At 48.7% G+C, this 21,350-nt stretch carries 14 protein-coding genes; 2 read left to right on the forward strand and 12 right to left on the reverse strand.

The window, feature by feature from the left end; all coding sequences use genetic code 11:
* Positions 1 to 87 precede the first annotated feature (87 nt).
* A complete protein-coding gene (locus tag BMW71_RS18670) occupies positions 88 to 1,491 on the forward strand; it encodes a sensor histidine kinase (RefSeq protein WP_092177513.1) in 1,404 nt (467 codons plus the stop codon).
* On the opposite strand, the gene BMW71_RS18675 is transcribed toward BMW71_RS18670, so the two are convergent.
* The 12 genes from BMW71_RS18675 to BMW71_RS18735 all read right to left on the reverse strand — a co-directional run bounded on the left by BMW71_RS18675 (position 1,488) and on the right by BMW71_RS18735 (position 18,078).
* Positions 1,488 to 2,225: an NYN domain-containing protein gene (locus tag BMW71_RS18675; protein WP_092177515.1), complete on the reverse strand. Its 738-nt coding sequence runs from the start codon at positions 2,223 to 2,225 to the stop codon at positions 1,488 to 1,490. The two genes, BMW71_RS18670 and BMW71_RS18675, sit on opposite strands and share 4 nt — an antisense overlap.
* A gap of 62 nt (positions 2,226 to 2,287) precedes the next feature.
* Positions 2,288 to 3,148 (reverse strand): universal stress protein, encoded by an 861-nt coding sequence (locus BMW71_RS18680; RefSeq protein WP_092177517.1) that lies wholly within the window; start codon positions 3,146 to 3,148, stop codon positions 2,288 to 2,290.
* Positions 3,148 to 4,746 carry a BCCT family transporter gene (locus tag BMW71_RS18685; RefSeq protein ID WP_092177519.1) on the reverse strand — a complete coding sequence of 533 codons (1,599 nt, stop codon included), beginning with the start codon at positions 4,744 to 4,746 and terminating at the stop codon, positions 3,148 to 3,150. Before BMW71_RS18685 ends, BMW71_RS18680 begins: the two co-directional genes overlap by 1 nt.
* A 13-nt stretch (positions 4,747 to 4,759) precedes the next feature.
* A complete protein-coding gene (locus BMW71_RS18690) occupies positions 4,760 to 6,091 on the reverse strand; it encodes a hypothetical protein (protein ID WP_092177521.1) in 1,332 nt (443 codons plus the stop codon).
* A gap of 242 nt (positions 6,092 to 6,333) precedes the next feature.
* Complete coding sequence (locus tag BMW71_RS18695; protein WP_092177523.1) at positions 6,334 to 7,194, reverse strand: alpha/beta hydrolase; 861 nt, start codon at positions 7,192 to 7,194, stop codon at positions 6,334 to 6,336.
* 254 nt (positions 7,195 to 7,448) lie between these two features.
* Positions 7,449 to 8,507 (reverse strand): zinc-binding metallopeptidase family protein, encoded by a 1,059-nt coding sequence (locus BMW71_RS18700; RefSeq protein WP_092177525.1) that lies wholly within the window; start codon positions 8,505 to 8,507, stop codon positions 7,449 to 7,451.
* Positions 8,508 to 8,733: 226 nt separating this feature from the next.
* Complete coding sequence (locus BMW71_RS18705) at positions 8,734 to 9,291, reverse strand: Uma2 family endonuclease (RefSeq protein WP_143057684.1); 558 nt, start codon at positions 9,289 to 9,291, stop codon at positions 8,734 to 8,736.
* Positions 9,292 to 9,501: 210 nt separating this feature from the next.
* Positions 9,502 to 10,356 carry a sugar phosphate isomerase/epimerase family protein gene (locus BMW71_RS18710; RefSeq protein ID WP_092177529.1) on the reverse strand — a complete coding sequence of 285 codons (855 nt, stop codon included), beginning with the start codon at positions 10,354 to 10,356 and terminating at the stop codon, positions 9,502 to 9,504.
* A gap of 270 nt (positions 10,357 to 10,626) precedes the next feature.
* The gene (locus tag BMW71_RS18715) at positions 10,627 to 11,706 is read right to left on the reverse strand and encodes a hypothetical protein (RefSeq protein WP_092177531.1); all 1,080 of its coding nucleotides are present in this window, start codon (positions 11,704 to 11,706) and stop codon (positions 10,627 to 10,629) included.
* 20 nt (positions 11,707 to 11,726) lie between these two features.
* Entirely contained in the window at positions 11,727 to 14,888 is a 3,162-nt protein-coding gene (locus tag BMW71_RS18720; protein ID WP_092177533.1) for an FAD-dependent oxidoreductase, read from the reverse strand.
* 785 nt (positions 14,889 to 15,673) lie between these two features.
* Positions 15,674 to 16,666: a sugar phosphate isomerase/epimerase family protein gene (locus tag BMW71_RS18730; RefSeq protein WP_092177535.1), complete on the reverse strand. Its 993-nt coding sequence runs from the start codon at positions 16,664 to 16,666 to the stop codon at positions 15,674 to 15,676.
* 8 nt (positions 16,667 to 16,674) lie between these two features.
* Positions 16,675 to 18,078, reverse strand: a complete 1,404-nt coding sequence (locus BMW71_RS18735; RefSeq protein ID WP_092177537.1) for a Gfo/Idh/MocA family protein — start codon at positions 18,076 to 18,078, stop codon at positions 16,675 to 16,677.
* 292 nt (positions 18,079 to 18,370) lie between these two features.
* Here BMW71_RS18735 and BMW71_RS18740 point away from each other — a divergent pair, with 292 nt between their 5' ends.
* Complete coding sequence (locus BMW71_RS18740) at positions 18,371 to 21,298, forward strand: PVC-type heme-binding CxxCH protein (protein WP_244891224.1); 2,928 nt, start codon at positions 18,371 to 18,373, stop codon at positions 21,296 to 21,298.
* Positions 21,299 to 21,350: the final 52 nt, after the last annotated feature.

Here is a 21,350-nt window from a genome sequence, read left to right on the forward strand (position 1 = left end):
TAAAATTTATTGCTTAGTTTTAATTCTTAAATAAAGTGCCGGGATTTACCACTTTTTTTGGCAGGCAGAAACAGCTACGAATAACCCATGGAAACACAGAATCGCACCTACACAACTGCTACCAATAGGTTTCTCGACAGGTACCGACGACATGTTTTTACGACGTGCGCGGAGGCTTTTCGACCGCAGGATCCGCTGGATTACTGGAAAAACTACCTTTTTGTTACCACGCTCTTGTTTATCATTCCCTTATGCAGCATCGCGTTGATTCCGGGGGTTTACCTCTCGTACATTACTTCCCATACGGGCCTGCTTTTCGCGGATATCCTGGCCGTCATCGGATTGTTACTGATTGCGCATGTCCCTGGTATCCCATTGATCGTTCGAAAATGGGTGTTTATTGGCATCATCTATGGCATTGGTGTCGTTCTCATCTATTATTTGGGCAATTTTGGTCCGGGACTGCTGTATCTGTTGGCCGTTTCGGTTTTTATAATTCTGGTTTTGCCGGCCAATGCCGGATGGATGGGCTTGTATTTGAACGGGGCTACCTGCATTTTCTTTGGCGGGCTGATATACATGGGTGCTCCCCTACAGAGTCGTTTTTCAGCTGCTTTAGACATACAGTCATGGATCGCCATCTCTTCCAACCTGATCTTTCTCAATGCTGTCTTCGTGGTATTGATTCCAAAATTGTTTAAGGGACTGCAGGAAAGTTTGCGCGAGCAATACCTGCTCCGAACCAAATTGGAACAGCAAAAGGATGCCCTGAAGCGATCCCTTTCCGAAGTAAAGTCAAAAAACAACGATTTGGAACATTTTACTTACGTGGCCTCGCATGATTTGCAGGAACCCTTACGCATGGTGACCGGCTTTATGCAACTGTTGGAAAAAAGGTATGCGGACCAACTGGACGCAAAGGGAAAGACCTATATCCGCCATGCCGTAGAAGGTGCCTCGCGCATGCGCCAATTAATTCTGGATTTGTTAAAATACTCCCGCATCCACCCGGGCAAGGACCCCATTGAAGCGGTGGACCTGCAACGGCTTTTTGACGAGGTCGTTCATACGCTGTCCCAAGAAATCCGCCGGCTAGATGCTACGGTAAGCCATGGCCCGCTTCCGGTAATCGTCAGCCACCACAGTTTTCTCTTTCTGGTCCTGCAAAACCTCATCGGCAATTCGCTCAAATACGCGAAAAAAAACATCCCGCCGCAGATACACCTGAGTTGTGAAGATCAGGGGGACACATGGTTTTTTCGGGTAACGGACAATGGGATAGGCATCGATCCGGAATACTTCGAACGAATATTCGTGATTTTTCAACGACTACACCAAAAGGACGAGTACGAAGGTACCGGCATGGGATTGGCCATTGTAAAAAAGATCTTGGATAGTCTGGAAGGGAAAATAGGGCTACAGTCCAAGCCCGGCGAGGGTACGACCTTTTATTTCTCCTTACCCAAGACTGGCTCGGACAAAAAACCTTAACTTTTGTTGCGTACGTAGATTAGTTTGTATTTTCCTTTTTGGTTTTCCCGCTGCTCTACCTCAAATTTATTGATGGAGCCGATCAGGGGCGTCAATTTTTGGAAGCCGTAATTTCGCGAATCAAAATTGGGCTGCTTTTTTTGCAGCAGGTTTCCCACATCTCCCATGAAGGCCCAACCGTCGTCATCGGCCAGATCCGAAATGGTGGAAGAAATGAGTTGAATCAGCTTGGGGTTGATTTTATCGACCTGGGGTCTGGGTTTGCCTTTCTCCTTGCTGTCCTCCTGCCCCTCGCTTTCTTTTTGCAGGATCTCCAGGTAAATAAATTTGTCGCAGGCGACGATAAAGGGATCGGGCGTTTTCTTTTCTCCCATGCCGATTACCAATAAGCCGGCTTCTCGCAGACGGGTCGCCAGCTTGGTGAAATCACTGTCACTGGACACCAGGCAAAAACCATCCACCCGCCCGGTGTAAAGAATGTCCATGGCGTCGATAATCATCGCCGAATCGGTGGCGTTTTTGCCGGAAGTGTACCCGTACTGCTGAATGGGATTAATGGCGTTTTCCAGCAAAACGTTTTTCCACTTGCCCAGTTGCGGCCTGGTCCAGTCTCCATAGATGCGTTTGATGGTGGGATTGCCGTACTTGGCTACCTCCTCCATCATTTCTTTGATTTGATTGGATGGGACATTGTCTGCATCAATCAACACGGCAATCTTTATTTCCGCTTGCATAGGCCTCCGAAACGGGTTGGTTTACGGGAACGAAGCTATAAAACTTTTTTTGGAAAAAAGCATTATTTCACAATCAATACTGGTAAGTGCTTATCCGACGCGATCATTCGCTCGGCTACCGAACCAATCAGCAGGGTATCGTCGTCGGTCTTGCCTTTGTTTCCCAGCACGATCAAATCGGCCCCTTTACGAATCGCATAATCGTAAATACTGCGGCTTACCGGCTCATCCTGACCCTGAATGATTTCCAGGCTATCGGGAAGTCCTTCCTTCTTTTTCAGTTTCTGATAGTGGGAAATTGCCTTCTTGTGCAAGGCCTCGTGAAATTCAGAAGGCTTGCGAATGTAAGGGAAATATTGCCTGCCTACCTTCAACACGTGCACCGGCAAAATCGATGCTCCCGTGTGTGCAGCCAGGGACTTGGTCAGCGAGACCAGGCCCTCGGTATAGTCTGAAAAATCCAGCGGCAATACGATTTTCTCGATGCGTGCTTTGGCCGTCTCGGGTATGAACAGGGTATCGGAAGCGGTTAGCCGCAGGACTTTGCTGCTAAATACTCCAGTACCTCCATGAACCGACTTTTTCCCCAGAAGGACCAGGTCAAATTTCTGCGCATCCACCCATTCTACCAGTTGGTCCAACTGCCCGCCCGAGTAGATTTTTACCTGAATGCTGCTTTTTTGTTCGCCGAATACTTCGACGACCTTTTCCAGGACCTCTTCCTCCAAAATTTCATCCAGGGATTTGTCGAGATAGGGCAACATATCGCCTATTTCTTTGGATACTTCCTCCAGCGCCACAAAATGAATCAGCGTCAGCCGCTCAAATTGAAATACTTCGTCTAATTTTTTGATGTACTGTAGCAACAGTACGTCCAGATCGGAGAGGTCAATAAATAATCCAATAGTGCTTAGTTTACGCATCAGTTCTTTTGTTTGTTGAGTTTTTTCATGATCACATCCGACAATCGTTTTTCGTAAGACGCCCGGTCCAGGTCTTTGTCAAACTGCCTCAGCCGAGCATGCTCCTGACCCAGTCCTTTGTACAGGGAATAACACATGAACACAAGTATCACCAAAAAGGGAAGTCCCGTAGTAATCGCTGCCGTCTGAAGTGCCGTCAGCCCTCCCCCAATAAGCAATACGGCCGCGACTGCACCTTCGGTGGTCGCCCAGAAAATGCGCTGCCCTACCGGAGCGTCCAATTTACCCCCGGCGGTAATGCTATCGATCACCAATGATCCGGAATCGGAAGAAGTGACAAAAAAACTGGTTACCAACAGGATACCAATGATGGACCCAATGCCACTAAAGGGGAAGTTTTCCAGAAACACAAACATGGAGATGGACACATCGCCTGTAATCGTTTCCGCCAATGCATGACTGCCCGTCAGCGCTCCCTCCTGCATGTCGAGAAAGATGGCGGTTCCCCCAAGCGCCGTCAACCACAAAAAGGTAAGCAGGGTCGGTACCAACAATACCCCAAAAATAAACTCCTGTATCGTTCGCCCTTTGGAAACCCGCGCAATAAACATGCCTACAAAAGGAGACCAGGAGATCCACCAGGCCCAGTAAAAAACGGTCCAATCTCCCTGCCAGCCATTGTCCCGGTAGGCTTCGGTCCAGGTAGACACCTCCAGGATGCTCCCCAGGTAGTTTCCCATGTTTTGGACAAACGAACGGAAAATAAAAAGCGTGGGTCCAACGATCAACACGAATACCAACAAGATCGCAGCAATCCGTACGTTCCACTGGCTGAGAAATTTTACTCCTTTGTCGATCCCGGAAACAACCGAGATGGTGGCGATTAAGGTGATTCCTGCAATCAGGAGTACCTGCACGGTCACCGTATTGGGAATGCCGAAGAGATAAAACAAGCCCCCACTTACCTGCTGCACGCCCAATCCCAATGAGGTAGCCAGTCCAAAAAGTGTTGCCAGCACCGCCAAAACATCAATCACGTTGCCCATCCAACCATTCATTCGTTCTCCCAGCAAGGGGTAAAACACAGAGCGGATGGTGAGCGGTAATTTCCGGTTGTAGGCGAAAAAAGCCAATGAAAGGCCCACCACCGCGTAGATGGCCCAGGCGTGGAAGCCCCAGTGAAGAAATGTAAGGTTCATGGATCTTTCGGCAGCAGCCAGGGAATAGGCTTCCCCATAGGGAGGAATGGCATAGTGGTAGACCGGTTCGGCTACCCCCCAAAACAATAACCCGATACCCATACCTGCACTGAACAGCATGGCAAACCAGGCTCCGGTAGAAAACTCCGGTTCGGCATTTTTCCCGCCCAATCTGATGGAGCCATACTTACTAAATCCCAGATAAAAACAGAAAACGATAAAAGCATTGACTGCGATGATGAATAACCAACCTGCTTTATCGGTAATAAAGGTCTTACTGGAGGCAAAAACCTCCGCCATCGGTTCGCCCACCCAAAGTGTGACCGTGATAAACAAGATAATCAAAACCACTGAAGGCCAAAAAACCGGTGCATGTATGTCGAAGTACTTGTTTTTCATAAGGTTGTTTTCGTTAGAAATAGTAGCCAATATTTATGTTTAATCGGGTATTCCAACCCGGATCCGTATCGGTAGGATTGAGGTCCGAAACCGGCTGCCGGAAATCGACCCCCCTGCCGCTTCCCAGAGCGTTGCCACCGAAGGTGTCGGTTATCCAGGGATGGTTGTAGCCCATGGCAATGTCAAAATACGTGTATACCTGTCCGGCAGAAACCAGGGCGCCGAAGACGTTTTGCTGGGAATTGCGAAAGGTAAAAGCAGGACCACCGGGCACTTCGGTCAACTTTTGCATAAGGGTATAGTCGTTGTACAACTGAATGGACCGCACCGGCCCCCACTGCATCGGTATATCGTAAGCCAATCCCAGTACATAGAGCGCCGCACGGCTGGCCACATCGTAGGTACCAAAACCGTATGCCCCCATTTGTACCACGTCCAGTACCTCTCCTGCATCGTTTCTCACATCACTGTAGGCATAATAAATGGCTTCTGCCTTCAGGTTCCAGGGACCCCAATTTCCTTCGTGGTGGACAGAGACAGCCCATTGGGAGCCTTTGTGGCCGGTTTGCAAATTGTACAATTCATGCCGCTGCAGGGATAGACCCAGTTCCTGCCCCGACCACTTGCGCACAGCCCGCAAGTTGACTTGATGCCGCTCAATATTGGCATTGCCCGGGATCGGAACCACGTCGTAGGAGTACCTGGCCGTAGAAAAAGCGCCGAAAGTCGCTTCATTGGTCCCCCTTGGCTCGGCCAAAAGAAAATAGGCCGCATCCAAACGCCAGCTATCCGTATCGTGGGCGAAGTGGACCCCCATTTGGTGATCGTCTTCCAGGCCGAGGTAGTAGGGCAATTGAAACCACCAGCTATGCGATGCGTACGTCAATAAGCCAAAAGGAACCTGGGTAATACCCGCTTTCAGCTGTGTATCGTTGCTCAGCTGGTACCCCAGCCAACCGTATTTTAGGAAATGGGTGTTGAAGGTGGGATAAAACCGGTATTCGAAAGAAAGCTGAATGCCCTCACTGTAAGCGTCTACATTGACCCGCCAGGTATCCCAGGTCCATTCGTTTCGTAAAAAAGTTCCCAAGGGAAAAGTCTGTCCTTCGTAGTGGGCATAGACGTTATTCAAACGAAACGCCCCGCCAATTTTTAACCAGGTTGTATCTCGTTTTAATTTTTCTTCAAAGCTGCTTACAGGCAATTCCAGGGTGCGTTTTTCGGTACCGTAATCCTGACCGATGCCAAGCACCTTGTTTTCTTTGGTGTTGGTTAAACTGTCCTCTTTTGCCTCCGCTTGTCTGTGACTACCGAAAAGAAATGCAACCAGTAGCAAATAGGGCATGCGCCTCTCGTTTGGTTCAAGTAGTTCAAAGCTAAGAAATTTTACTTAATTACGAAAAAAATACCATATAGTATATTGTTTTTGTTCAATTTATATCTGTTTTGAAAAATTAATATATAATTTATTAAGCCAGTAAATCCTTTTTCTTCGCTAGAAGTAGGTAAAAAGTACCCGATCACCACACCGACCAAAAAGGGCAGGAAAAGCTGATCAACATGCCTAGCGGGAACAACGGTACGGCTTTACTCTTCTTCCGGAAGCCGCTTTTCTACAAAGGATTTGAGTTTAATCAGGCTGTCCACCAGGTTCAAACCCAGCCAGCCATGTCCCTCATTGGGGTAAAAATGAAATTCGTGCGGCACACCAAGCTCCGATAACCGATCCCGCAATCGCATACCCTGCGAATTGGGAACAAGCGGATCCTGCCCTCCATAAAAAAGCAAGGTTGGCGGCGCGTCGGAAGTCACCTGCTGGCGTGGACTCGCTGCCATCAGTAACTCCTCGTCTTCGCCAAATAAATCCAACATCTTCCGAAGGGACGGATCACTCGCGGTCCGGTAGGATTCATCCAGCAAATCGGTGGGGCCTACCACGCTGCATACCAGTTGAACGCTGCCTTCCGTATCCCGCGTATAACTCCAGAGTAAGGACAGGTGTCCGCCCGCACTTACTCCGATGAATCCCAAACGAGGCCCCAACCGGTATTCCTCCCGGTGTTCGTTCAAATGAGCTACCAGTGCCTGAATATCGTCCAACTGCATGGGGTAGGGAGAATTGGCCGCATCTGCCAACCGGTAATTCAGGTTGGCCACCGCCAGATACGGCAGATGATCGCGGATGAAATCCCGAAACGGATTCATATCCGATTTATCTCCTTCCATCCAGCCTCCCCCGTGAACCAAAATCAACGTGGGCGTATTTTCATGCCGGTTTGCAGGTAGGTATAGATCCACCACCTGACGGGGATGCGTTCCGTAGGCCAGGTTGATAAGATTTTTTACGGGGAGTGCGGCTGTCGTGTCCGGATCTCCCTCCTGAGGCAAACAGGAGACCAGTAAACCGCCGATAGCCAGGATCGACACCAGGAAAATATTCGCTTTCATACCGCAACAATCAACACCAAAAAATACGTTTTACTCACGAAATATAAGCTATACCAACGGTAATTATCAACAACCGAAACTATTTTTTTTACACACACACCATTCCTCAGCGTGTATGCAGAGAAGTGTAAGTCAATCAACCACTTTCATTCGTTCGTTGTCTGCAACTGCCTCCACCAGCGAGGGTTCCGGAAGCAGGAGGGTTGGAAAATTACCGGAAATACTGCCAGCCGTTGCAATAAAAAATGGGATCACTAGGCCTCCGCCCGGTAGCGGATAATTTCGTGTACAAATTCCATTTTCCTGGCCACCGTCTTGCTAATCACAAAAGGGTAACTATCCGGAAGTCCCATGCTTCGATTCAAGCTATTCAAGGCCAGGGATAAGGGCACCCACTGCCGGAGAAGCCTCGAAAAATCGGAACAAGTATATCCATCTTCCAGCTGTAGGCTGGCGTTCGTTTCTATCGCTTCATTCAGCCGGGGACTGAGGGTCAGGCCAAAGGAATAGGCCGTTTCCAGGGTGTCGACCAGGTGCAGGTAATGCGCCCAGGTCTCCGCCCAATCTTCCCATGGATGTGCGCTGGCATAGGCAGAGATGAAATTTTCCTGCCAACCCACCGGAGGGCCGATTTGGTAATGGGCTTCCAGTGCTTGTGTATAGGGCTCCCGCTCGTCTCCAAATAGCTCACGGAAGCCTTCGTGCCAATGGGCCCCGGCCACCAAAACATCCCAAAAATAATGCCCCGTCTCGTGTCTGAAATGACCGAGTACCGTGCGGTACACCTCGTCCATTTGCTTTTTGGCCATGGCGCGTTCCACATCATCGGCTTCGGCTATGTTCATCGTGATGATTCCGGACGCGTGCCCGGTAAGGACGTTTTCCTGATTTTGGCTGGCTTTGAAATCAAAGCCCAGACCACCATCGGACAGCCCGGCCTTCGGGAAAAATGGAAGGTTCCAACGCAGCAAGGCGTATACCAACCGGTGCTTTGCCTGCTCGATGGTTTTCCATCGTTGTTTATAGGCGGGAACGGAAAGATCGGGAATTACCCGGTTGAGCGAACAGGCCCGGCAAAAGCGTGCGGATGAAGCCAGAGGAATCAGCCAGTTGCACACGCCCATACGCTCGTTTTCACAATAGCGATACACCACTTCCGCCTCATCTATGCTAAATAAACCCTCTGTCCCTGCCTGCAGCGCCAACAATTCCAAGCGCCCCGCGTCAAAGCCCAATAGGGACTGGCAATGCGTACAATGGGTGTTTTCAAAATAGACCGGCTGCCGGCAATTGCTGCATTGGAATAGTTTCATGTTTCAAATTTGAAAAATTACTTGCAATTTTTGAACCACAAAAATTTGATTCGTAAACGAGGGTACGGATAATCATCCGAGATCTAAAGAAACCCTATGGACCTGGAAAACTGAATAAGGTAGTCCTCCCCAACGGATAAAAACGGTTTATCTCAGAAAACAACCTACTGCCATTCCGAAAGAAACACAGCAGCTTTCGGGGGTTACATGCATAAGTCCTGTTTGTTTAGTCCAAAATAAGTAACTCGTTTACAGCGAATTTTTCACCCATTAGCCATACCTCGGCCCCCGGCCCAACTACCCGGGTTTCGGTGTAGGTATGGCCTTGAGGTTTGGAAAAATATTCAATTTGATTATTGTCCAGATCAATTATCCAGCATTCCGGAATATTGTGTGCAGCATACAGGGGGGCTTTCACTTCCCTGTCAAAACGGATGGAAGAGCCGGTCACTTCAATAAGGGCAAGCACATTCGCAGATCCTGGATGTGCGGTAGAATAATAATCCGCCCTACATTTCAATAGGGAGATATCTGGCTCTGGCTCGTTATTACTATCAAATCTAATTGGATTTTGAACCCTGACAATCGCTTTTCCATCAAAAAGTTGATTCATCACCTTGGCAAGGTAATCAACTATCGCTGCATGTCTGCTTCCTATCGGGCTCATTTGAAAAATTTCTCCCTGAATAAGTTCTACCGGATCTTCGGCCTTTAGGATTCCAACTTCGGCCATTTTGTAATATTCATCCACATTGATCAAGCGTTTCACTACTTCATTTGCCATGGTATTCAATAATTTACCTTCTTAAAGTTAGCAATTAAACGGCCAAAATCAAGCATCCAAATGGTGAGTCCGGATATCCTGCTAATCAACACGATCAAAACCTGCTCCATCACGAAACCAGATTGGGTGTTATGGTCCCGTTTGTGGGATTGACACAAGGCCATACGGATTTTCCATTCAAGAAGACTTCTTGACGGTAATAGGCTACGTTCAATACCTCAAACCCTGTAAAAATGCTATGGATTTGGGTACCTGCTGGTAGTACACCGGGCTTTCATCTTCTATGTAGAAATGCTCAATGCCCGCTTCCTTCGCAGCTTTAAGGATGGCAGGAAGATCCAGTTGGCCCGTACCCAGCACCACGTCGTTTTCTTTCGGAGTGCCTCCGGACATGTTACCTTCTACCCCTTTTTTCAGATCTTTCAGATGCATCAATTTGAAGCGGTCGGGGTATTTATGGATCAGGGCCGCAGGGTCTACACCGGTAAAAAAAGTCCACAGGATATCAATTTCATAGCTTACATATTCCGGATCGGTCTGCTCCATCATATAATCGAAGAGGGTTCCGTTTTTATAGGGATAAAATTCGTACCCATGATTATGGTAACAGAAGGTGAGATCATGCTCCTCTTTTAAGATTTTTCCTGCTTTATTAAAATCCGCAATGGCCTTTTGGGCATCGGAAAGTCCAAATGGTGCTTCATGGGGTATCCAAGCCACACGGACAAATTTAGCACCCAGGGTTTTGGCATTTGCTGCCACTTCCTGCGTTTTAGTGACCAAGTCGGCATACCCCACACCAAATGATGAACAATGCATGCCGCGTTCATCCAGCAGTTTTCGAATTTCTGCCGCTGTTGTTCCAAAGAGGTTGGAAAATTCCATGTCTTTGATACCCATGGCCTGCAAGGTGTCCAGGGTGGCGGCCACATCTTTGGAGAAGCTATCCCGGTATGTATAGGAAACCATGCCCGGCATTTCTTCGAAAAGGGGCCGGTTGCCCTGCGCCAGGAGGTTATCCATGCCAATGAGCAGGATGATTAAAAAGGGGATTATTTTTTTCATTTTATTGGGTCAGTTTTGTTTTTTGTTCATTGCAGTTCAAGTTAGGTGAATTATCCTACTATTGCCAAGCAAAAAGCAAAGTATTGGCGTAAATGAATTCCACTCGCACGCTAGTTTTTATTATGACTTCCATTCATTTTAATCGGTTAGCCAGCATGGATTGCTAAAGGTCGCATGCGCATAGAAATCCGGTGGATTTCATACGATGTGTCAGAATCATCTTATATTTCAGTTAGGCCTTTACGCGGAAGTACCGTTTCGGTTTCCGTGTTAATGGTCCCTCAAGATATTTTTTAGGGCCAGGTTATCCGTTTCGCCAATTTCGCCCGCCATTCTCGTGAGTTCTTTTCCGTAATTCCCCTTATTTTTCAAAAGTTGAAATACCCCTATGATATACCAATCTTGTTGGTTTTCAATATCATGAACCAAAGCTCGGTACAGTTGATCGGGAATGGATGGTAATTTTTGAAATTCACGTACTAACTGTATTTTTCTTTCCGTTGGAAAATCCGGAAAAACTGCTGTCAGGTAGTCCAGGAAAGATGGATCTGTATAGTCGCATTTTGCAATGGATTTAATGGCCAGATTTTGTAATTCCTTATTATCGGAATTTTCCAAGCTTTCGGTAACCAGGGAATTCTTCCAGTTACCCTCCCTTAATTTTCCATCAGCTAGTAGTTTCAATACAACGATCCGGTAGTCATCGGAGGGGTCGTTGGCAAGTAACGACCCGATAAGGCTCGCATCTTTATTCAGTTCCCCTGCCGTCAGGTTCATTAACTGCTCTTTCTCACCCACATGAATCAAGTGCCAAATCGTATGGGTGGTGTACACTGCATCTTTCACGGCCTCGGCGGCAATTTCCTTTTTGGTGGCGCCGGAAGTGCCATCCACACCAGGTTCCTCCACATACACTTCTTCTACCAGATCAGATAATTCATACTCCCGCAGTTTGGACCAGTCATCTGTTAGAATCTCCATCAATTTGTCGTAATCCTCGGCAGAAAAATCACTGTGGTCTGTTTTGGTAAGGTGTTCCCCGTAGACTTCAAGGCCGAGGAAATCACCGGTACAGTGCCAATAAATCCCGATGTCAATGAGTTTACACGTCCCTGTTAGACAAACAGGTGTTCGCAACTTCCTGTGCCAATAAAGTACACCATCCCGGTCTTTAAGACCCGTTAAGGAAATTTCCTCTCCTCCATCATCCAATATAATATAGTGGCCTGGCAGGGACTCAAATTTCAAGTCCTTCAGGTTGTCACTTTGGAAGAAAACCGGATCCGGGTCTCTGGCCCATAGAATCCAGACTGGAAGAAGGAGATATAGAAAAAAGGTAGGTGCAACCATCGGTGCTGATTTGATGACAATTAAACTTCAAGTGCTTTTACTAATCGTTGCGGCTGCCGTGGATAAGCGCGTTCTGATAGGTAATTTTTCCATTTCAAAGGGTTGAATCCAAAATCCTCTTTGGTCAAATCCTTTAGTTCTGACACGGCAAATCTTTTGTAATTGTAGTGAATATCCTCTATATACGACGTTAACAATCGATAACCCAGTTCGGAACCGCACCTGGCCAGTGTAGCGGCGATGGACAGCTCAAGAAACCCTCCATACACCCTCCATCTGACTTTGTCGTATTCCACGGTCTTAAATCCTCCGATGTTTTCATCCTTCAGTAGTTTTTCCATGGCCGGGATAAAATTTTGATCCGGGATTCTATCCGCATAAAAGCACAGGTTCAGTATCCGGTTATAAAATGGAATGATTCGTAAATCAATCCTCCCATTGTAATAGTCATTGGTGCGTTCTACCATCCCTCCTCCTGAAACCGTGTTTTCCATAATAAATTGGATCGCTTCATTTGCACCGGAATCTCCGGTCATGGCCAATAAACCGATGTTTTGATTAATGCGCCAAAACAGGCCTTCCAGAACATTTTTGTCCCTTCCCCGGATAAAATCATAATTATCCACATACCCTTCAGGGTACCCATCTTTTAATTCCTGGCCGAACATTTCCAGTAATTCTGCCGCTATGAGGTCCATACCGTCATTCCCACCAAACCAGGCTATCCCCTTTGCCAACAGCAATCGGCTTTCAGGATCCGTTGACAAAGCAAAATACTCCCTTAAAACCGGAAGTGCTTTTTCCTTTGGTAAACGGCTGCATTCATACAGGTATTCTCTTTTTCCTCCGGAAAGTTGTTCAATCCGATACCTGACTTCACCGTCTTCGAACCTGTTGCTTTCAGTCCCCTTTTTGGTGTAGTCTGCAGGCAGGTATCCCTGACTTGCCCACTCCTTTTGAAGGGCGGATACATCGTAATCTCGGGGTCGCATGTTATTCCAAGCCAGGTCAGCGGCAATTTGCCCGGTAAGGTATCCAAGGACAATGATATCCGCCGTCATTCTGGTAAACTGTAAGGCATTGTTGGTTTGACTGATGCCCCGACCGGAAATCAATAATCCGTCGATTGTCTTAGGTACCAGACATCGGTAGGGAATTTCCACCGTCACATCATTGGAATGGGGAAGCAAAAATCCGCACTTGGAAAATTCCGAGCTGCCCACATTATGCGGATCAAAGTCGCTGCTCGCCAGCGAAATGACATCCTCAAAATGAGTTCCCTCTGCCACATCAAAAAGATCCAAACTATAATTGCCCTCAATACGCCGAGACTCCCGCACGGTAAGAAAAGGATGGAAATCGTAGAAATGAGCTTCGTAATGCGACAGAAATAGTCCGCGTTGAAGTTCTGATATTTTGGTGTTATCCAGGATGTCGTAATCCCGGTTGGTTGGGGAGGAGGGAACGGCCTCGGCTCCTGCGATGTCCCATTGACTATAATTCTGTGTTTCACCGGTGCGGGAATTACCCATGCCGTACCTTGCTCCCGCAAAAAAAGCAATATCTCCATCTCCGGTAGCATCAACCGTAATGTCGGCATTTACGGTCTGCAGCGTACCATTCCGGCAAATCACCACACCTTTCACCGTATTTCCTTCGGTAACGGCCCCAGATAAAATGGCGCCTGGAATAAACCTGGCTCCGGAATTCAATAGCTCCTTTAGATGGTAATATTTTCTTCCGATTTTCTTGGTCATATTGTTTTCAAAAGCCGTTGCTTCTGCTTCCTCATTCTGTTTTTTAAAAAAGCCATTATCGGTGACTCCATGGTAGTATCCCATAACCCCACCCATGGTTTTGGTGCCACCGAGGTCATTGAAATAATCTGTCACGATGGTATTCGCTCCCTTTTCGGCAGCCCCTTTGGCGACAAAAGCTCCTCCGGTACCCCCGCCAGCTACAGAAACCTGGCAGTACTCCTTTTTTGAAATATGTTTCTGATAATCAAAACTTACTTTTTTTAATGGAATGGAAAAGAGGGGCTCCTCAATCGCTGAAAACCGAATGTTTCCAATTGGGATTTCTTCTCCCACCGTAAGCAAAGCGGTTGCTTTTCTACGTTTCCCGGAAAAGGAAAGGCTTTGTATCAACAATTTAGCCCCTTGTTCCATGGCCAGGATCCCTGGGCCACTGACCGGTTTTCCGGGCAGCAAGTAGTGGCCTTTTACCTTCGCCTCCGGTAAACGATCGTCTTCGAGCACCAGGGAAGTCTCCATGCCGTATTGGTAAATTTGGGCATTGGAAAAAGAGCCGTCCAAATCGTTTAACCTTTTCCCCAATTGGGCTGCCTTGTGACGTGCCTGGTGTTCGATTTCTTCCAGGTCCTGCTTGCCAACAGCAAATTCAAATTCCAGGTAAAGCTGCTCGTCTGAAAGTTTTCCATGATGGGAATAAAGCTTGTTTTCATACAAGCCGAATTCCGGGGAGACATCCATTACTTTTTTCTTGGGATCCTGGACGTTGGTCAATTCCATTACAAATCCAGCCCTTTTGATCCGGTAGGGTTGGTTTAAAAGATCACGGCTAAACAAAACCTGGTCCGAAGCATCGATAAAATTCGTGCAATTCACCGAGTGAAAGCCATGCTTGCTTGCCAGCAATACCCCGCTGATGGTATTCTTATCCGTGAAAATGCCACAAACATCCGTCATCAACAGCACATGGACTTTATGGACAAGTAAATTTCGTAACATTCCTTTCCGAATACTCCCGGAGAAGAGCGTCAGTTCATCGTCAAATAAACTGGAATTTTGACCCTTGCCCCGGGTACTTTTTATTTCGCCGATTTCACCTTCGGGTAAAAAAAGTTGACTCAATTCCGAATCGAATTGCTCTATTCCCGCTGCATCCATCCACATTTTACGCTTCGCGTACAGTTCAAAGCCGGGGCTGGTTCTTTTTTCCACGACCAACACCTTTTTTCCGGATTTCGCAGCATGTAACGCAGCAAAATAACCGGAAAGGCCGGCACCATTGATCACCAGATCGTACGTATCAAAGGCACTTTCACCGGAAAACTGCTGGTAAATCTCCGCATGTGCTTTTAAATTGATCATACCTGGCGCCAAAAAAACGGCACCGGTAGCCGGCAGACTGATGGTTAGAAATTTTCTTCTGTTCATGGTAGGTTGGGTTCTCGTGATTCTTTTGGAATGATACCGGGATAAACGACGACAGGTTGTCTCGGTAATGCGCCATCTTTTATTCCCTAAAAATACATGCTACGCACGTATTTTAGGGATCCTGTCGGTACTTTTACGGTATATCCGATCGATTTTTTCCATTGACTTTGTTAGTTTGCGTTTCGCTTCCTTATAATCAGCCCAAATTTCCATACGTCTATCTGCGATCTGATACCCTTCGGTTTGACCGATTTCAACTACCCAATCATCAAACCCCAGGTCGTAATACATCTGGCCTTTGATGGTATCTTCTGGCTGCCTAAGATAGAACATCGGTGTACCATTGGCCGCTGCTATAATAGGTGAATGGCATTCAAAACTCAATACCGTATGCGCCTTTGCACAAATGGATGCTGCTTCGTCTGGCCTTTTTCGTTTCTCCGCCGCTGTTGTTCCAAAAAGGTTGGAGAATTTCCTGTCTTTGGTGTCCGTGACCTGCGAGGCATCCAGCGTAACAGCGCATGTTTAACGTAGCCTTCGTAGGAAGTATAGGATGCCATGCACGCTATTTCCTCAAAAACTGTTCGGATGCCCGGTATGCGGGCCGAAACCATGCCTGGGACAGCAAGTACGGGAAGAGATAGATTTCTCATGGGTCATGTATGTTGGGGGTTAAAAGGTAACGATCGGGTATTTTTTTGTCGCATCCCGAAAGAATGCCGTTGAACTACCTTTCGTTCGCGGGAAAATCAGGTTGCGTTGCGGCTTTAATCCTGCTGTAGGATTCATTCAAATTGCTTCACGTAGTCCAGAAACTTCCGTGCCGTGGCATCCAGGTTTTCAATGGATCCGCCTCCTTCCAACACCTCACACATTTCATAAACCAGGTACCCCTGGTAACCGATTTCTTTCAGCGCTCCAATAAAGTTTTTGTAATCGATGATCCCCTCTCCCATGGCCGTGGCCCGCATTACCGGCTTTTCCGAGCGGTAGTTGGTGAGCGCATGTTCGTAACGGTACCGGGGAAGGGGGATGTAATCTGCCAGAATGGTATTTACCAAAAAAGGCTTCATCTTCCGCACCGAATTTCTGATTTCCTCTGTTGATAGCCCTTCCAGGGTGGGCGACCAGGCATCCCAGCCCGACATGACGTTGGGCAGGTTGACCTCGTTAAGCAACCAGTACATGGCATCGTGGTGGATAGCGATATCGTGGTGGTTTTGGATGGCCAGCGTGACCCCGTATTTTTGGGCTTCCCGGCCTGCCAGGCGGATGCCTTCTACCACCATCGCATATTGTTTGTCGTAGGGAATTCCCGGACGCTCGTAGCCGGTAAAGATACGAATCATGCCGGTTCCCAGGTCACTGGCCAATTCCGCCAACTGCCCAATATAGGCCGCCTGTATCTCGTTATGGGGGATTCCGGGTTTATCGATGCCTGCAGTAAAATCCGAGTATCCGGCAAGTCCCACCAGGGTTAAATCCAACTCAGCAATCCTGTTTTTGAGGCGCTCCCGGGCTTCTTTATCGTATTCCAGCAGGGAGAGATGGGGGGCTTTCGCCATCAGCATCACCCCGTCGTAACCCAATTCCTTTGCTTTCACCAAAAACTCGTCTACGGTAAGCACCGCCTGTCCCCGCCACAGTCCGGAATAACCAATGGAATGCAAGCAGGTTTTTACGGCAAAATCGGCCGGATTTCCCGTAGGTACTGCCTGGCCAAAAGCACTGCATGCAACGAGCAGCGCTAGTAGGGTATGAACTACATGTTTTTTCATTTTTTCGGTTATTTGGGAAAAGAAAATGGTTCTCGGTAAATCTTGGATAGGTACGTATTGGCTTCGGGGTCGTTGGCAAACTGCTCGCTGTCTCCAAGGAATCTTAGTTCGCGCCCGACCCGGTAGGAAATATTGGCCAGCAGGGGAAGCGCCGAGGAATAAAATCCCTCTTGCATGGTGCATTGGAGTTGGTTTTGATCGCCGGAGCGAATGGCCTCCAGGAAGTTGGAAAAAAGTGTGGATTCCTGCCCGGAATCGGCTTCTTTTGAGCTGGCAAAGGGCTTGGTATCCCGGTGGTGAAATGCCCTCCAGGAAGTGCCGGAAATCTCCAGCCAGCCTTCCGACCCGTAAAAAAGGTTTCCTACTTCCCTGCCCTCACTGCCCTCGTGGTTGGTATACCTGCCGCGGGCTTCGTATTCCAACAGGGTCCCATCGGCATAGTTAAACAAGGCCGTTTGTACATTCGGGGTTTCCTGCATGGAAGGGTCGTGCCCGTAGGTTTCGACATCCCCATAGACCATGGTGCCGGGAGTGCAGGTATCGGGCATGCAGGCATCCCGATCAAAGCCATAAATCCCTCCCCTGGAATAGATGGTTTCGGGATGCTCGTGCTTCTGCAGTCCCCAGCGGGCGATGTCTAATTGGTGAGTTCCGGTATTTCCTGAATCTCCGTTGCCCGTATCCCAAAACCAATGCCAGTTGTAATGACTGCGCTTCTCATTGTAAGGCCGATACGGGGCCGGGCCCAGCCAAAGGTCGTAATGAAGGGAATCCGGAGGTGTACTGTCTTTTGCCGTACCGTAAGAATCGCGCAACTTATAGGTAAGTGCACGGGCCATGTACACCTTTCCAATGCCACCTTCGTGCAGAAATTGGATGGCTTCTTGTACCTTGGTAAAGGCTCGGTTGGTCAATCCTACCTGCACCGTCAACTCACTTTTCTGAGCCGCCTCCACCATTTTCCTGCCTTCCCACAGGGTGTGGGATGCGGGCTTTTCCACGTAGACATGCTTTCCTGCCTCACAGGCCCAAACCGTGGCCAGGGCATGCCAATGATTCGGCGTTGCCATGGATACCGCATCGATTTCCTTGTTTTCCAACACCTTTCTCAGGTCCCACTCCAGTTCGGGGCTGAGACCGGTTTTTTCTCTGACAATTTTTGCTTTGGATTCAAAAAGTGCTTCATCTGCATCGCACAGCACCTTTATCACCACATTGTGGCTGTCCTTCAGGCTGCAGTAATTGTTGATATGTACGGTACCCTGGTTTCGGATTCCAATTTGGGCAAGGTGAATGCGCTCATTGGAACCCATGATGGAGGCATAACTTTTGGCACTGAAACCCAAACCAGCCATGGTGATCCCTGCGGAACCCAGAGCGGTCTTTTTTATAAATTCTCGGCGTTTTGTCATAAAGGATGTACTGTACGTGACGAACAAAGGGTTCCGAATACATTCGATTCAATCGGACATTCAAAGGTAGCGGGTTTAGAGGCCCACAGTTTCCTAGGTGAGCGATTACTCCCCGCATTCGTGGAACGCTTCCTTACTTGCCTGGATCAAAGAATTCGGGCAAACGAAAATAGTCTTTTCGTTTTATTCATTTTTTCCTACTTTTAACTTCTTCTGAAAAGAAGTAACTCGTCAAAAGAAGTCATTACAAGAATAATAAAATACCATGAATTCTCCTAAAACATCCTATAGGTTGATTAAATCAACACGGTATCGCAGCAATAAAATGCTTGCAACGCTGCTGATCCTTTGTATCAGCGGATTTTTCCTGAGCTGCCAAAAAGAGGTGCCAGCGCCTCCATTTTCCCTGGAGGAACGCTATTTTTCGGACAGTACAGGGCTGTATTTACCCGAAGATTTGGAAGCCACCTTATGGGCGGAATCCCCCCAGTTTTTTAATCCTACCAATATGGATGTGGATGCCAGGGGCCGAATCTGGGTGACCGAAGCCCTGAACTACCGCTTGTTCCGAAATGATCCGGAAAAGTTCAAAAACCATGAAGAAGGGGATCGGGTGGTGATTCTGGAAGATAAAGACGGAGATGGAAAAGCGGAAACTTCCAACGTATTCGTGCAGGACAGTGACCTGACCGCCCCGTTGGGCATCTCGGTTATTGGCAACAAGGTCATCGTTTCCAGCGGTCCCTCCATTATCATTTATACCGACGAAAACGGGGATGATAAACCGGATAAGAAAGAAGTGTTTTTAACCGGTTTTGGGGGATTGGACCATGACCACGGCCTGCATGCAGTGGTGGCCGGACCCGATGGCAAGTACTACTTTAATGCCGGCAATGCCGGGCCACATATTGTCACCGATAAAAGCGGCTGGACACTCCGCTCCGGAAGCTTGTACAATGGGGGTTCTCCGCATATGAAGGATAACAAACCAGGCATGGTCAGCGACGATGGAAAAATGTGGGTAGGCGGCATTGCCTTGCGGATCAATCCGGACGGCACGGGCATGAACGTGTTGGGCCATAATTTTCGAAATTCCTACGAATTGGCCCTGGATTCCTATGGGAATATGTGGCAAAATGACAACGACGACGACGGCAATAAGGGCGTACGTGTTTCGTGGCTGATGGAAGGCGGCAATATGGGCTATTTCAATGCCGATGGGTCGCGGAGATGGCAGGCAGACCGTCGTCCGGGTCAGTCTACCGTAAGGGCACATTGGCACCAGGATGATCCAGGTGTCCTTCCCATGGGAGACAGCACCGGTGCCGGATCGCCTACCGGTGTTACTTTTTACGAAAGTGACTTGTTGGGAGAAAAATACCGCGGTACTTTACTGGCAGGTGAGGCAGGACGTAATGTCATCCTGGCCTACAAGCCGGAGCCAATGGGCGCCGGATTCCGGTTAAAACGCCACAACCTGATCACCTCCCTTAGGGAAGAAGAGGTAGAAGAAGCCCAAAGTCGGACCACTGGCATAGATAAAACAAAATGGTTTCGCCCCAGCGATGTGTTGGTGGGTACGGACGGCGCTATCTACGTGGCCGACTGGTACGACGGGATGGTGGGAGGCCATCGCATGATCGACAGCACCGGGTACGGGCGCATTTACCGGATTACCCCTAAAGGCAAAAATTTACCCAAGCCTGAAATCGACCTAAGCAGCACCGAAGGGCAAATAGCAGCACTATTGAATCCAGCCGTTAATGTGCGAAATGCGGGTTTTGCGCTATTGGCTGAAAAAGGAGACGCAGCTGTGGAAGCGGTAAAGGAAATCTTGAATGATGAAAATCCCTACCATCGGGCACGGGCCATTTGGCTGCTCGCAACGATGGGTGCGGAAGGCATTGCGGTTGTAGAGGGTCAGTTGAAGGCCGACAACCCGGATCTCCGCATGACGGCTTTCCGGGCGCTGCGGCAGGCGAAGTCCGATTTCGTACCCTATGCCCGGCAATTGAGCAGTGATCCCTCTCCGGCAGTTCGCCGTGAAGTGGCGGTGGCCCTTCGGGATCTACCCCAGGATCAAGTAGAAGAAATTTTAATTGCCCTGGCCTCCCAGCACGAAGGCGGTGATCGGTACTACGTAGAAGCGTTGGGATTGGCCATGGATGGAAAAGAAGAAGCGATATTCCCGGTGCTGCAACAGGAACTGGGAGGGGATCCCCTTACCTGGAAACCCGGCTATGCCGACCTGGTATGGCGCTTGCACCCAAGCCAGGCGGTTGAAAGTTTGAAAGAAAGGGCGCTTTCGACCGAACTATCCGCCGCGGAGCGGCAGCAGTCGGTCGCTGCGCTGGGCTTTATTTCGGACCAAAAAGCCGTCAACGCCATGCAGGAAATAGCCGCCTCGGAGATCCTGGGGGTAAACGAACGGGCGCTCTGGTGGCTGCGGTACCGCAGAAACAACGAATGGAATGCCTTTGCCATGCAAATTCCCGAATTGGAAGCCAATATCAGCCCGGAAATTCAGAAAGAGATGCTTGCATTGAAAGCCATTCTGGAAAGCCCTACTGCTTCCAAGGGCGAAAAAATCAAGGCAGGAAAAGCCATGGCGGGGGACCGTATCGGGGGCATCATGCTGCTGGCCCTGGCAGAAAAAAAGGCCCTTTCGGAAGACCTGATGGGCGAAATCAGCCCGGAAATCTTTCAAAATCCGGAGCAAGCCACACGTGTGCTGGCGGGAGATTATTTCACCCTTGCCGCCAAACCTGATGCGCTATCCGTATCCGAAATTACCGCGCTGGAAGGGGATCCTACCAAAGGAAAACTGGTGTATCAGGGTAAATGCGCCACCTGCCATCGGATCGGCGATGAAGGCCGGAATATAGGACCGAACCTCAGCATGATCGGCGCCAAACTTGACCAGCAAGGATTAATGGATGCCATTATCAACCCCAGTGCCGGGGTAGCTTTTGGCTATGAAATGTGGATGGTAACCCTCAAAGACGAAACGGTAGCGGCCGGTTTTCTTCAGGCAGACGGCCCCATCGTGGTATTGGAGGGGATGCAAAACGAAGCCTATAATATCCCTTCCGAGGAGATCGCTTCCCGGAAACGTTTTGCCCGTAGCATCATGCCGGAACCTGCAGAACTGGATATGGACGAAGCTGACGTGGCCCATCTTACCGCTTACCTGGTGGGGTTGAATTCGGAGGGGGATTAGCCTTCGACAAGCTCAGGCACCAGCCTTCGACAAGCTCAGGCACCAGCCTTCG

Source organism: Cyclobacterium xiamenense, assembly GCF_900109255.1.
Lineage (GTDB): Bacteria > Bacteroidota > Bacteroidia > Cytophagales > Cyclobacteriaceae > Cyclobacterium > Cyclobacterium xiamenense.

Excerpts from the sequence above, each read along its gene's own strand:
- BMW71_RS18720 (WP_092177533.1), bottom strand. The coding sequence starts at position 14,888 with ATGAACAGAAGAAAATTTCTAACCATCAGTCTGCCGGCTACCGGTGCC.
- BMW71_RS18690 (WP_092177521.1), bottom strand. The coding sequence starts at position 6,091 with ATGCCCTATTTGCTACTGGTTGCATTTCTTTTCGGTAGTCACAGACAA.
- BMW71_RS18710 (WP_092177529.1), bottom strand. The coding sequence starts at position 10,356 with ATGAAAAAAATAATCCCCTTTTTAATCATCCTGCTCATTGGCATGGAT.
- BMW71_RS18670 (WP_092177513.1), top strand. The coding sequence starts at position 88 with ATGGAAACACAGAATCGCACCTACACAACTGCTACCAATAGGTTTCTC.
- BMW71_RS18680 (WP_092177517.1), bottom strand. The coding sequence starts at position 3,148 with ATGCGTAAACTAAGCACTATTGGATTATTTATTGACCTCTCCGATCTG.
- BMW71_RS18700 (WP_092177525.1), bottom strand. The coding sequence starts at position 8,507 with ATGAAACTATTCCAATGCAGCAATTGCCGGCAGCCGGTCTATTTTGAA.
- BMW71_RS18715 (WP_092177531.1), bottom strand. The coding sequence starts at position 11,706 with ATGGTTGCACCTACCTTTTTTCTATATCTCCTTCTTCCAGTCTGGATT.
- BMW71_RS18675 (WP_092177515.1), bottom strand. The coding sequence starts at position 2,225 with ATGCAAGCGGAAATAAAGATTGCCGTGTTGATTGATGCAGACAATGTC.
- BMW71_RS18705 (WP_143057684.1), bottom strand. The coding sequence starts at position 9,291 with ATGGCAAATGAAGTAGTGAAACGCTTGATCAATGTGGATGAATATTAC.
- BMW71_RS18685 (WP_092177519.1), bottom strand. The coding sequence starts at position 4,746 with ATGAAAAACAAGTACTTCGACATACATGCACCGGTTTTTTGGCCTTCA.
- BMW71_RS18695 (WP_092177523.1), bottom strand. The coding sequence starts at position 7,194 with ATGAAAGCGAATATTTTCCTGGTGTCGATCCTGGCTATCGGCGGTTTA.
- BMW71_RS18730 (WP_092177535.1), bottom strand. The coding sequence starts at position 16,666 with ATGAAAAAACATGTAGTTCATACCCTACTAGCGCTGCTCGTTGCATGC.
- BMW71_RS18735 (WP_092177537.1), bottom strand. The coding sequence starts at position 18,078 with ATGACAAAACGCCGAGAATTTATAAAAAAGACCGCTCTGGGTTCCGCA.